Origin of the sequence: Vibrio sp. Vb1980, from assembly GCF_033338615.1 — a bacterium.
GTDB classification, from domain to species: domain Bacteria; phylum Pseudomonadota; class Gammaproteobacteria; order Enterobacterales; family Vibrionaceae; genus Vibrio; species Vibrio alginolyticus.
The window spans coordinates 131,455-145,031 of the sequence record NZ_JAWOSZ010000007.1 but is presented as its reverse complement, the minus strand read 5'-3'; the positions used below and the strand labels follow the sequence as shown (position 1 = coordinate 145,031).

Genomic DNA, 13,577 nt, shown 5'->3' with positions numbered 1-13,577 from the left:
GTAATAGCCGACTACCAATTCAGTGGCCGTAGTAGATGAAACGTCGTCACTTAACTAGCGTATTAACAGTAGTGTGCTTCTAGATATGTTAGGGTCTAGCAGGAGGCACAAGCGCGTATCCCTGCCAGTTATACTCTGTAACCAGCTTCGCTGGGTCTCGGGCGGATTTCAGGGGAGCGCAACCCCATGATTTTCTTTCCGCCCTTATCCCTGCGGGGCTGTCATCACATGTGTCTAGCTATGCGGCTGATGAAACATACTGTGATAGCTCTGCGTCAAGGTTGACCCCCGAACAAATTCTCATGTATGCGGGTTTGCTGTTGATTGCCTTTGATAATGTTCTCATATCTCCAATAAAAATGGAGGCAGTTTTTGAGCGTGTTAGTGCAGTATAAATCATGCTGTTCTCCACAAATGATGTGGAGGTAGACCTAGGCAAGAGAACGATAGTGTAGGCAAACTCTGAGCCTTGAGTTTTATGAATTGTGATACCGTAAGAATGTACTAACCCAGTGTCAAAACATGCACTTTCATCGATATAGACTGTCTTTTCAGCAAACTTGCAGACTAATTTCTTTTGTATGTCTTCACCTGCCTCTTCTTGCTCGTAGATAATACCAGTGACAATTGCCAAATCACCGTTGTACAGGTCAAGTGGTGCAAAGTTCTTTGTGACAATAACACGCTCCCCCTTGGCAAAACCCCATAAAGGTTCAGAACCACTACAGTTTCGTTCATTTGTTATGAAGTGGTCGTTAATGCTGATGGTAGATAGGGGGTTATCTGCATTGGAATAAGGTGTAATTACCTGTGATCTATCTAATCCCAACTTTTTGGATAGTGAATACGCATTTGAAATTATCTGAGAATCATTAACTTGTAGGTAGTAGACGCCAGCTTGACCCGAAAATGAACTCAGGTCGGTTAGGGCACTCAGTGGATCGTTTGAAAATCCACATGTTCTGTCATCCCACTCAGCTTTCATATTGTGGCCGACGTTTCGTACTAGCGTCGCCACATCTCTAATCGGATTGCCTGCTCCCTGTCTGTGGACACTTCTAAGTTCGCTGTACGGCACTGTATCAGGTTTTAGTTTCCCTAGGCTTACGAGGTGCTGCCAAACCACACCAAAGCCAACAGGAGCGATTTGAGCAATGTCTCCTACCATTGAAATGCTGTATTTCATAGAGTGCTTGTCAAACAGGGATACAAACTCTACTACCAGTGATAGATCAAGCATTGAGGATTCGTCAAACACAATCAGCGGGTTGTCGTTTAGTTGTATCGCATTCTTGATATTGGGACGTTCAACGGTTAGTTCGACTTGACGAATTAGTCCTCGGACAGTGTAACAACAGATCTCGTCCTCTCCATCACCGAATAGGCTAGTGTATGACTTTCGGATGACACACATTCGTTCAAGCTCGTCATTGACGTGTTTTTTTGCTATACCCGCAACCGCTACAAAATATGCAGGTCGGTCTAGGCGGTTACAGACGTACTTAACACATGCCATAGCGGTACTTTTACCAGTACCTCCTTCCCCTTGAGCGATTGAAAGGTCATTGGTCAACGCGTTGAAGGCGAGCTTTTTCTGTTCTTCGGTAAGATTGAACCCGTTCATTTTAAATGAGTATTCATCAAACTCATTTATCAAGGTGATGATTCGTCCATTGGATGACTTAGCGTCCTTAGAAGACACTATTTTTGTTGCCATTGATTTCTCGACGATACTCTCAAGGTTCGCTAGGCCGACACCCTGATAGTCACCTCTACTCGTTCTGCACAGGGCAATTAGCGAAAGACCCGTATCAATCGCAACATCAACCAAATTTTCACCAATCAACGATGACAGTGCCACCCTAAACTTTTCTTCACTGATAGCCGTGTGATTTTGCTTGAGTGCGCGATACACCACGTAGTCAATTGCGCCAATCAACCTGACAGGAGAGTCGTCAGGAATACTCATCTCCTTCGTATTTCTTAGTCGTTCAGCAACGCCCCATGCATTGTTAAAGCGACTTCCCATGCGGATAGGGGCATAAGGATTACTGGTTAACAAACTTTTTGCGGAGCGACCCAATAACCTCATCAGTCTATGGGCAGTGCGTCTGTCATAACCAGCTTTTTCAATGAATTCAATAGACTCAAATTCAGCCTGCACCGTCTGATAGGCTGTTAGAAACGCCAGCCCACGTTCAGTGCTGTCAAATGCATCGACTAGGGCAGGTAGATTGCCGTTCCTTAGCACATTCAGGAATTGCCTTGCCGAGCCAGCTCTTTCGATAGCTTTACTAATACGAGACTCTCCACATCCGATACCTCGGAATTCTGGATGCGTGAAGAATAGCTTTTTAGTAAGGGTCGGCAACTCATACTGACGTAATGCACGCTCGTAAAGCCTAAGATCACTCTCGATATCATTAAACGCGTCTAAAACTAACCGACCTGACGTTGCGGAATATTGTGGGCGATAATTAATCAGCGCTTTTTGGCTTGCACATGAAAACACCCACACCTCAGCTACACACGGCTCCTTGTAAGTGTGCTCTTTCCTAATGAACACAGACAATCGTTTGTTTCTTTTAGTGCAATTGCCATAAACAATGTAGGCATTTAGTAAGTTACGCACACTTGTAACTAGCAATCTAAACTCGATCAAATGTTCTTCCTCCGCTTAGGATAGAATTCTTGACCTGATCTGCGTGATTCCTCATATGTTCGTCAACAGATCGCTCTGAGGCGGCCAAGGTCAGCTCCAACCTATGGAGCTTTGCCTCTTTCTCTTTCAACTGTTGCTCCAGTGTTTGTATTCGAGCATTGAGAGTCACGATTAGAGCACCCTGTTCGTTTATATCGCTAGCCTGACTCGCAACTAATTCGTCACGCTTTTTGTACGTTATTGATCTTGGTTGAGAGTTCTCAACCCCAATGTTGCGTATATCTTTCGGAAGTGCTTCCTTAATCAGCGAGTTTTTGTACAGTGTTGCACGATCCTTGAACGCGCACCATCTAGCCAATTCACTAGCATTGATTCCTAGTTCATTCGTGCCACGTTCGTCTCGCGGAAACTTGATCCCTTTTTGGCGCATCTGACTAATAACCTGCTTATAGCATTCGACATATAAAGCAGATTTGGCAGTACCCCGCAGGCTTTCCTGCTCAGGTGTCAATTTAACAGGTTCTATTTCCATGTTTATCTCTATTCCTTCAGTGGAGCGGGTGTAGTGCGCTCTAGCCATGCTAGGTATGGCTGAGCCTGTTCAGAACTCACTAGGGTTTCACCAAAATACTCAATACGCCCATCTGGCATCAGGTCTAACCCCACATCCTCGTGATCAAGAATTCGAGCAAGCGCTCGGCATAGTTTCTCGACATTAATGTCAGCTTGTCTGAACTCAGTTGCATCGTGCAGTGTCAGTTGTGAGTTAGATGCATCAGAAATTGCAAGTTCAGCCTGTTTTAGGTTAATTTGCAGCTTCTTTATCTCGTCGTTGAGAAGCCCAATTCTTGACTCATACCTAGCCTTTAGATGTACCCAGTTTTTAGGTTGAGGTTGAGCTAAGGAGTCCAGTTTGCTCGTACTGGGCGCAATTTTTAACAAGGCAGTCTCAAGGTATCCTCGGTAGTATCCCCCCTTGTTCTCGCTTTTAAGTAGAGTGGAATAACCAATCCCTGTATCCCGTTCCAATTTTTTTGCCAACTGATCCATATTCGAAATACCTGCCTTGAGGCTAGGAGTTGCGATGTATGTATCTAGAGTTTTAGTAACCAACTCGATTCGCCCGTTAAGGGATTCTGTCCTTTTATTCTTAACCATTAGATAACGCCTTTATTACATTGTTTTGTAAAGGGCTTCTCGTTAGAGGTGGAGTGCCCGATAAGTCACTCTCAATCACCTCCAGAATTTGCTGTTTAGTAATAATATTCGCGTCCAACATGCTCATGATCGGGGACATGATATGTCGAGGGTCTAAAGAATCATTTACGAAACAGGCTTCAACCTCCCTCATGATGTCATCACTAGCGTTCTTAGAATCGTTTAAGATTTTCCTCTCAATTCTGGCTACAGTTTTTTGAATTTCAGGGCTATTCAGTGAAGGTACGTCACTCACACTAGTCATGTGGTTGAGTAACAACTCAGGCAAAGACATTTTGAACGTCTCACATGATATTGTTTCTGATAGCAGGCGTGGTGCAGGAACAACAAATTTATTAGCATCCTTCTTGTTCAACAACCTTATCCTCGTTTGTTCAACAATACGCAGAGCTGCTTGCCAACCCAATAGTTCACTCTGCAAAACAGATTGTTCGCGTTTGAGTTGGGCGACTTCAACTTTCTGCACAGTCTCATCACCAATCTTATTTCGGTTTAGGTTAATTAGGGACGTTACGTTACTCTTCAAATCCAACTCTAGTCGCTGAACCATGCGTGAAATAGAAATCAGGTTATCTATATGACAGATTTTAATTCGACAAACACCGCATCGCTGATAACCACCATTTTCAGCAATAATTTCTGAAGGGCATTCCATGTTGTGCACACAGATATGGGTTGATGAAAATGCGATCATGGATATAGGGGTGGAGGCAACAAGATCCATGCCAGTGGGATTAATGATTTCATTGCCCTCATCGTCAACGGTGATAATTGGAATCGATGTGAAACCGTAAATACACATTGTTTCGTTGGGACGTTGTTTGAACGATTCCTTAACTTGAGCCTGTGAAACATCATTGGTGTGCATAGGTGTGATTTCATCAGTACTTTTGTTACCACGTACTAACATCAGGTTAGCTCTGCGGTATTCTCCGACCTTGCGTGCTCGATCTTCCTCTGTCTCTTTGTTGTAATAGATGGTTGTAGTCACTTTCATGTGACCGATATTCTTACTCACAGTCTCTACGGGTATGTAGCCAACTCTGTGACTGACGTAGGTGGTTCGAGTCGAGTGGGGAGATAGTAGCGCCAATAACTTTACGCGATGCCCCTCAGCATCAAACCCAAGTTTTTGATTCTTGCCTGAAACCCTAGCTCGTAGAACGAACTCACTATCAGCTGTGATTATTCTCTCTGCTGTCTGTGATGTCATAGAGTCCTTAGCTGATAAAGGCACCATTTTTACAAACTCACATTCTTCTATCACATCATTGAAAGAATAATTGATAACACTCTGTGAAATGCCTAGGAATATCTTCCAAATATCAGCCCACACTGTTTCTGAAAACGGCTGTCCTGATGCGTTGCGAAATAGGACATCGATTTCTAGACCCGTATCATTATAAGGAATGAGGTGGTCAACATCTGATCTCAAATTTTGGAAGTCCCTTTCTGCTCGGAGCATCGTTATGACGTCGATGTGAGAACTCGCTTTCCATGGCTTACGTAGACTTTTATCAGTGCTGACTAATAGTTGAACGATACCGTCCACATTTCCCGCCTCTACAAACTGATCAAAATAACGTTTGTCTAGGTAGCGGATATGTTTGTGCCGTATTCCCTGTTCAAGTGCGACGATAATGCCCCTGATTGGCCCAAGCAATGGTGCAACTAACTGTGTAACCTTCGTCTCTATGGTTCCAAAATTAGTCATCGAGAATGGGTTCTCAATGATCTTCGAAGGTTTATCCATTCGAACATAGGAGTGCTTGAGTTCATCATCGACGTACCAAACTATTGGAGAAAACCCTGCACAATCATGAGAGTAAATTGCTCGTTTAAATGCTTTGCTATTGTTCTCTCCCACACGTATCACGTCATGGTAATGTTCCAACGGTACTGCCCAGTGGAATACATTAGCAATTGGCTTGTTCTCAACTACATCACCGTTTAGCGGAGAGTTATGTAGTTGATATTTCAATATTCCAACAGGAGTTGCGATTTTTGCGCCTATTTCAATCAGTCTGTATTGGTTATCAGTATGGTATGAAGTAGCAGGCCTAAAACCGAGCAGTTCATAATCATAACCTTCTAGTACCCGCTCTTGCAGGTATGCACCGTACTTTTCTAAAGCGTAGGCGACCTGCAAAACGACTGCGTATTCATCTCGTGTAAATACCTTTTTTACAGACTCGCTCAGTGTGCCGAGCTTTATCCCTCGTTCAGATTTATGCCATGCGTTGGTGAACTCGTGTGGCAATAGAGTTTTGCCTGTTGAGCTAACATGTTCTGTGTTAAAGGCATAATTATTTTCAACAGAGTTCAGAGCTGCTTTTACCCATGTAGCAACTGAAACGGACTTGCGCAGCAAAAACTCACCGAGAGTACGAGGCCACTGATCTGTATCTATATCTTGATTAGAATGTGAGCGAATGACAAATGTTTCTCTATCCAACTCTTTAAACGTCGTCGGAGTATAAATATTCTCGGTTTCTGCTTGCTCAGGGAATAATTCGCACCAGCAAGATACATAACCCAAGTACTGGTAAATTACATTCCAGCCCCACTGAGCGTTGGAGAAAGCGGCTTTTGAAAGAGAGCTAAGGTGGCTATCTTTATAGTCATCCCAGCTAGAAAAGTCGGGCCTTTCAATCAAACCGCGCTTGTAAAATTCTTGTGTGGCTGCGAATTCATTATCAGCGAAGAACATGAAAAGAGATTCCTCGTCTTGCTCATACACAACCTCTTGATAATTGAAATTACCGCCTGCTTGAAGTTGAAGAAGCTCAGATTTGTAGGCAACGGTTAGAGCGCGTGTGTGACCAGATAATGTATCTTTTTTATGATAGCCTTGTTTGGTCGCATATAACTTGAACTCTTTTAGCCTGCTTTTCAGAGCCTTAAATGGAACAACTTCATTTGACAGCTCTTTGAGCAGCATGGCATCAGCAGGTCGCTTTATGTCATACATATCATACAGACAGAGTAGTTTAGTTACGTCATCGTAAGAGCTTACGCTAACGTCTTCAGGTGAATGTAGAGTGCTGCAATAGATGATACTGGACATTTTATCGTAACATTGCCCACCGTCACGCTCTATGATGAGTACTTCTAATGGTGGCGCATTCTGAATGTCGCAAATTAGTTGTGTAAACTCACTTTGCAGAGACTTACAGTACGAGTCAGACGCTCCAAACATGGGAGGTCTGGAGGGGTGCCCAGTTGATTTGAACTGAGCAAACTCTTCAAACTTGTTTGAACCTAGTTCAAGGTCGGCAGTGACTGGTAACACCACCAATCCCTCTCTCCACAACTTGATCAGGATTAATCTGGAATAAAGGATTACCGTTTGGTAAACATTTTTACTGATCTGCTCGGGCTTAATACCTACTGAAGCAAATAATTCCTCTGTTTGCCTAATGAACTTCACCGCTCCATGATAACCTTTATGGTTAGGTCTTCTTGCATTGTTCTTTCTGGTGGCAAAGTTGGAAGCACTAGCTGCTTGAGATGCGATAGTAAGCAGTGTTTTTGTATCCGAGATATTTTCTGCTATTTCACATATGACACATCGTACGTCAGCCTTGCCTATGCTAATGTTTGAACCACGATTCAACACGTCCATCTCTGGAACAGAGAACTTTTTGTCAACACCTACGCTAGAAAAGAATGCTGAGACCTGCGCCTTTAGCTGTATTGCAATTTCAGTGCAACGCGTATCAGCATCGCCTTTACCAGAAGGGTAATAAAGGGTGTTAGTTGTGTTAAAGATCATTGTTTGTGCGCCTCCAGTCTCATTAACATACCTTCGATCCTTCTAGCTTCAGCTAGGTGTTTATTTTTTTCTTTCAATAGAATGGCTTGTTGATCAGTTAGGTTTAGGCGTGTGATATCACGAGATAACTTATGCTCCTGACTCAGCTTCTCTGAGTTATCTCGTTTGTAATTTACGGTACTTGTGAAACTGACATGGCCTATCAGACGACTGACGTCCTCCGCTTTATAACCAAATAGCAACTCTCCACCCTCAGTTAAGCGAGGGCACTCGTAATGCAGGTAGAAAACTAGTGCATGCCGAGCAAAATGTGGCCCATGAAGTAAATCCTCAGAGATACCTACCTCCCTTAGCGCTTTTTTGAAACGTGTAACGATATTTGAGTGGCCACGTTTTTTATCGGCACGCTGAGTTAGGATAAATGGTCGCCCCTTGTTCTTGCCCTTGTCAAACGTGAACAAAAAATCGTGACTATAGTCCGTGGTTATGGTCAACAGAAGTTTATCGAGTGACTTCCAAAATATTTCTTCTGCCACACCAAACAGGTTCACCTCATGGTGTCGGGTTTTGCGACCTTTCCAACCTGAGCACAATTTATTCTCCTCCGAGGTTAGACCTCGTTTTGATATCTTTGGGGGCAGGAAAATCCTACGCTGTGTGAAATCAATATGTCCCAACTGCAACAGCAGTGCCTCGCTGATTCTTAACCCACTCGCGAATAGTAGAGCGAATAGGGTACGGTCACGATCTGACAGGGATTCCTGATTGAGGAACTGTTCAATCTGTTCCTGTGTTATGGCGACCTTATCTCGAACTGGTGAATCATCGGAAGGACGGCGTGAAAATACTTGATTCGTTTCTCCACGTATATTGTGCGCACCCAGAATTGCCCCAATAGCGGTATGATTCTGCCAATATAATTTTTGTGCCTGAGTTATCTCGGTGGAATTCCAAACCTGCTCAAACAGTGGTTGATATTCGGACTCTGATGGTGAAACTCCCATAGCACGGCAGAGTCTGGTATGCGCTGATCTACCATGACGCTCGGAGATCTTGATATAGTGCTCAATTGCGTTTAAATGCACGTTAATTGAATTATTTCCAAGTTTTGGGCGGTAGCCCTCCATAAGCTCTCTTATCGTCTCAATCTCATGAGTAGCGTTGTGAGGCAATTCTTTTTGGATGTACGCTGGGTAGCTCATAACGAACTTATGTGCACGATGCAGTATGAGGGCAGTATCAGACCCCATAACTCCAGCCTCATGGAGATAATCTATGAATTTAATCACATGCATTCGGTACGTATTGATTGAGTTAGCACTTAAGTTCTTTTTTTTATTAGTGGTGTCTGCTAGACGAACTATCTCCTCTTCGTAGACTCTGAACTCCTCAATTTCAGTGTCATCGTCAACTCTGAAGAGATGATGAGAAGTTGTTTCGATTACGCGTGAATTAACGACGGTAATCTGCTTACGTGTTTCATACCTGATGTTCTTTAATTTCATGAGAGCGTATCAATCCTCATTTTTTTGTATTGTTACACCTTAAGTTACTGACATATAAGGAGTCAAGTTCGTAGTGTGTTTAAAATATTAGAGAGAATAGATGTATATATTACATAACGGTCAAACACCATTCGTTACGTTTGGTTTTGGTCTTGGTACAAGCTGGGCATCACGCCTTATCCAGAAATCGATTCTGAAGAATCGTATTGCAGGTCTAGGCAAGAACCGTAAAACAGCGGTATTCCCTAAACTTGTATTCGGCATCAAAGATGGTTTGAACCACAAATCAGAAGATCCAAACTACGACATCAAGCAACTTGCGCTTGAGTGTGCGTCTAAGCGTATGTACCCAGACATTCTTAACTACGACAAAGTAGTGGAAGTAACCGGTTCATTCAAAACGCCAATGGGTTGCCGTAGCTTCCTTGGTACTTACGAAGAAAACGGTGAGCTGATTCACGAAGGTCGTAACAACCTTGGCGTCGTGAGCTTGAACCTTCCTCGTATCGCTATCCGTGCAAACGGAAGCGAAGAGAAATTCTACGAGCTTCTAAATGACCGCCTACGTCTTGCTCGTAAAGCACTAGAGACACGTATCTCTCGCCTTGAAAACGTGAAAGCACGTGTGGCCCCAATCCTATACATGGAAGGCGCATGTGGTGTTCGCTTGAAAGCAGACGACTCAATCGCAGATATCTTCAAGAACGGTCGTGCGTCTATTTCTCTTGGTTACATCGGTGTACACGAGACAATTAACGCGCTATTCGGTACAGAAGCGCACGTTTATGATGACGCTGTTTTGCGTGAAAAAGCGGTCGCGATCATCAAGCATCTAAAAGATGCTGTGAATCAATGGGCTGACGAAACAGGTTATGGCTTCAGCTTATATGCAACGCCAAGTGAAAACCTATGTAGCCGTTTCTGCCGCATCGATGCGAAAGAGTTCGGCGTAATTGAAGGCGTAACAGACAAAGGTTACTACACCAACAGCTTCCACCTAGATGTTGAGAAGAAGGTGAACCCATACGACAAGATCGACTTTGAGATGCCTTACCCAGAAATCTCAAGCGGCGGCTTTATCTGTTACGGCGAGTTCCCGAACATGCAACGTAACGTTGAAGCACTAGAAAACGTATGGGACTACAGTTACACCCGAGTGCCTTACTACGGTACAAACACGCCAATTGATGAGTGCTACGAGTGTGGCTACAACGGCGAGTTTGACTGTACAAGTAAAGGCTTCACTTGCCCAAGCTGTGGTAACCATGACTCAACTAAAGTATCAGTAACACGTCGAGTTTGTGGCTACCTAGGCAGCCCAGATGCACGCCCGTTTAACTTCGGTAAGCAAGAAGAAGTGAAGCGCCGAGTTAAACACCTGTAAGGTTTACTACCACTCGTTTTAACACTTTGAAAATCAACTTTAAACAGGTTGATTTTCTCTTTCGCGATAACACAGAGACGCATTATGAATTACCACCAATACTATCCAATTGACGTTGTTAACGGACCGGGTACGCGCTGCACGCTGTTTGTGTCGGGTTGTGTGCATCAGTGCCGAGGGTGTTATAACCAGTCGACGCAACGTTTGGATTCTGGTGTACTTTTCACGCAAGAAGCGGAAGACAAAATCATCGCTGACTTAAACGACACGCGTATCAAACGCCGTGGCTTGTCGTTGTCGGGTGGAGATCCGCTTCACCCTGCTAATGTGCCTCATATTTTGAAGATAGTGAAAAGGGTGAGAGAGGAGTGCCCAGGTAAAGACATTTGGGTTTGGACTGGCTACACGCTGACGGAACTGAATAACGCGCAAAGGGAAGTGGTGCAATACATCGATGTTTTGATTGATGGTAAGTTTGAACAAGACAAGAAAGACCTCAATCTCGAATGGCGTGGCAGTTCAAACCAAATCATTCATCGCTTTACGGACATCTAATCAAGCATTCTCCGCACATAAAAAGGGCTCACGCGTGCATAACGGGTGAGCCCTTTTGGTGTGAGTTCGTTAATGTCTTTTTGGTTACGCTGTCACCGATTGGTCATCTTCAACCATATTATTTATCCAACGTTTAGATTGAATACGGTAAGTCGTCAGTACGCCTTTCACTAACTCTTCCGCGAGCAGAGACATCAAGACAAAATGCAAAGGCAGCCCTAACACCATGCCTGTGTAATAAGTAAGGGGGATGCCAATAGCCCACTGACCGAACGTGTCGATGAAAATGCTATAGCGAATATCAGCGCCACTCTTTAGTACGCCGCCAATCCCAACCATGTTAAACACCCTCAAAATCATACCTAGCGCCATGACTAAACATACGTTAAGTGCCATGTCTGCATCGGTTAACGGGCTCAGTACCAATAGGTGATGAATCATGGGCGAGCTCAACCACACTAGGAAAAACAGCAAGGTGGCTAAGATTGCGCTGGTTAACACATACCACCACGCCGTTTTCTCGACTCGGTCATAATGTTTTGCACCAATATCATTCCCAAGAAGAACGGATGCAGCGACCGCAAATCCCATAAAGGTTGAAATCAGTACCCCTTCAATCGGTGATAAGAATGAGATGATCGCCAGTTCTGAAACGCCCAATTGACCATAGATGATGCTGTAAACGATCAATCCACCAGTCCAAAGCGCATCGTGGACCAACATGGGTAAAGAAACCTTAAAGTACTTTTTTCGATACTGTTTTAAGCGGCCTTGTACCCAATCGAACTTAGTCGGAATTAGGTAAGCATATCGTTTGTAGAAAAAATAAATCAAGACGGCGGTTTGGAAAAATCGAGAAACAAAACTACCTACGGCTGCACCAAATACGCCCCATTGAGGGAAACCAAATAAACCAAAAATCAAAACATAATTAAGCGCGACGTTAACGACAATGGCGGAGATACTAACGTTGGTTGCCAGTTTGGTTTGGCCCACGGAGCGCAATACCGCTTCAATCGGTACTACTATCGCCGTAGCAATGAGGCTAAAGCCCGTAACCACAAGATAATCACGTGCATAAGTGACGTATTCAGGATCGTCTGACATAAAAGAGACGATCTCTTCATCAAAAATCGCATAAAGAACGATAAACGGCAGCGTCACCAAAATGGAAATAAACCAAGATTGCGCCAACGTTCTGCGAATTCCGGCTAGGTTTCCTGAGCCGTAGTATTGAGAAGCAAGTACGGTAACTGCACCGCACAGGCCAGAGACAACCGCTAGGTTGAAGAAAAAGATACGATTTCCAACTCCAACTGCTGCCGTTGCAGATTCTCCGAGTAGGCTTACCATGAAAATATCCACGACGCCGAGCAAAGCAAAAAGCATGGACTGAAGTGAAACAGGTAGGCCAATCGTAATCAGCTTTTGCCAAAATGCTTTATCGATGTATTCGCGTGTTAAGAGCATCGCATTTCTCCTTAAAGATTAATGCGAGTAGTTTATCCTCATGATTTGGCGGTGTATTTTTCAAAGGAATCCAAAACCTTTGTAAAACTCTCTACTAACGCACATGTGAGCCAATAAATCATGGAAGATAAACAAGAACGCTACGCGATTTCAGAAAAAACTTATCAAGAGTTTATTGATCACAGTCGAGTATTAGCACTTGAGGAGAGAGGCATTGTGCAGTGCGGCATTGCCACTTGTCGTGACTTCTTCTCTGTTTATCGTAAAAACCAAAAGAAACACATGCTGCTCTATACGGTGCGTGGTAAAGGGTGGCTAGAGAGTGGGACTTATCGATACGATTTGGAACCGGGCTCGTTGATTACAGTACCCGCAGGTGTTGAAAACGGTTTTGGTATAGAAGAAGAACCTTGGCAGATCGCGTGGCTTTTTCTTGCTACTGATAGAGAGTGGCCGATATTAGAATGCGATGTTCGCTATCAGCTTTCATCTACACCTGAAGTGATGTATGCATGTATCCAAACACTACTACGCAGCATTCACCTTCCAATCGATTATGGTGGTGCGGTAGGTGAGCATAGTGTGGCTCAGTTAGAGCTGATGTTAAACATGCCGCCCTCAGAGTCGATATCACGCAGCCAATTGAGGCTTCGGCGTGTATTTGACCTTGTCCAACGTCAGCTCCATAAGGATTGGAGCGTTGAGCAGGTAGCGGCTCTATATCCATGTTCGGAGCCTCATTTGCATCGACTGACTCAAAAGCAGTTTGGTCGAAGCCCAATGGCACATTTAACGCGTATGCGCATGGAATATGCTGCTAGGTTACTTCGTTCAACAGAATGGCCAATTCAGCATATTGGAGAAATAGTCGGATATCCGACCAGCGCTAACTTTAGTACACGTTTTAAAGCGTGGTCGACCATGACACCAAGAGAGTTTAGAAAAAACGGTAGAGTGGATTGGTACGACGAGGAGTGAATCGTTCTTTTTCTGAACGATAGAGCGCAC

The 13,577-nt window shown here is 44.0% G+C and carries 8 protein-coding genes and 1 pseudogene; 3 read left to right on the top strand and 6 right to left on the bottom strand.

Annotated elements, in window-relative coordinates:
- Positions 1-238 precede the first annotated feature (238 nt).
- From R7F64_RS13225 to R7F64_RS13205, 5 genes are all read right to left on the bottom strand, one after another.
- Positions 239-2,566, bottom strand: a complete 2,328-nt coding sequence (locus R7F64_RS13225; RefSeq protein WP_318071772.1) for an AAA family ATPase — start codon at positions 2,564-2,566, stop codon at positions 239-241.
- An 82-nt stretch (positions 2,567-2,648) separates the two neighbouring features.
- Complete coding sequence (locus R7F64_RS13220) at positions 2,649-3,194, bottom strand: hypothetical protein (RefSeq protein ID WP_273992584.1); 546 nt, start codon at positions 3,192-3,194, stop codon at positions 2,649-2,651.
- 8 nt (positions 3,195-3,202) lie between these two features.
- The gene (locus R7F64_RS13215) at positions 3,203-3,820 is read right to left on the bottom strand and encodes a hypothetical protein (protein ID WP_038136717.1); all 618 of its coding nucleotides are present in this window, start codon (positions 3,818-3,820) and stop codon (positions 3,203-3,205) included.
- On the bottom strand, positions 3,813-7,655 hold the full coding sequence (locus R7F64_RS13210; protein ID WP_273992585.1) for a hypothetical protein: 3,843 nt from the start codon (positions 7,653-7,655) through the stop codon (positions 3,813-3,815). Before R7F64_RS13210 ends, R7F64_RS13215 begins: the two co-directional genes overlap by 8 nt.
- Positions 7,652-9,160: a tyrosine-type recombinase/integrase gene (locus R7F64_RS13205; RefSeq protein WP_273992586.1), complete on the bottom strand. Its 1,509-nt coding sequence runs from the start codon at positions 9,158-9,160 to the stop codon at positions 7,652-7,654. Before R7F64_RS13205 ends, R7F64_RS13210 begins: the two co-directional genes overlap by 4 nt.
- A 115-nt stretch (positions 9,161-9,275) precedes the next feature.
- Here R7F64_RS13205 and nrdD point away from each other — a divergent pair.
- Both nrdD and nrdG read left to right on the top strand, forming a co-directional pair.
- Positions 9,276-10,544, top strand: a pseudogene (gene nrdD / locus R7F64_RS13200) (anaerobic ribonucleoside-triphosphate reductase); the annotation flags it as partial.
- Positions 10,545-10,628: 84 nt separating this feature from the next.
- Positions 10,629-11,099: an anaerobic ribonucleoside-triphosphate reductase-activating protein gene (nrdG, locus tag R7F64_RS13195; protein ID WP_017634628.1), complete on the top strand. Its 471-nt coding sequence runs from the start codon at positions 10,629-10,631 to the stop codon at positions 11,097-11,099.
- 84 nt (positions 11,100-11,183) lie between these two features.
- Here nrdG and R7F64_RS13190 read toward each other — a convergent pair whose 3' ends face one another.
- Positions 11,184-12,569 (bottom strand): MATE family efflux transporter, encoded by a 1,386-nt coding sequence (locus R7F64_RS13190; protein WP_318071771.1) that lies wholly within the window; start codon positions 12,567-12,569, stop codon positions 11,184-11,186.
- Positions 12,570-12,689: 120 nt separating this feature from the next.
- Between R7F64_RS13190 and R7F64_RS13185 the strand changes: the two genes are divergently transcribed.
- On the top strand, positions 12,690-13,547 hold the full coding sequence (locus R7F64_RS13185) for an AraC family transcriptional regulator (protein WP_054575975.1): 858 nt from the start codon (positions 12,690-12,692) through the stop codon (positions 13,545-13,547).
- The last annotated feature ends 30 nt before the right edge of the window (positions 13,548-13,577 follow it).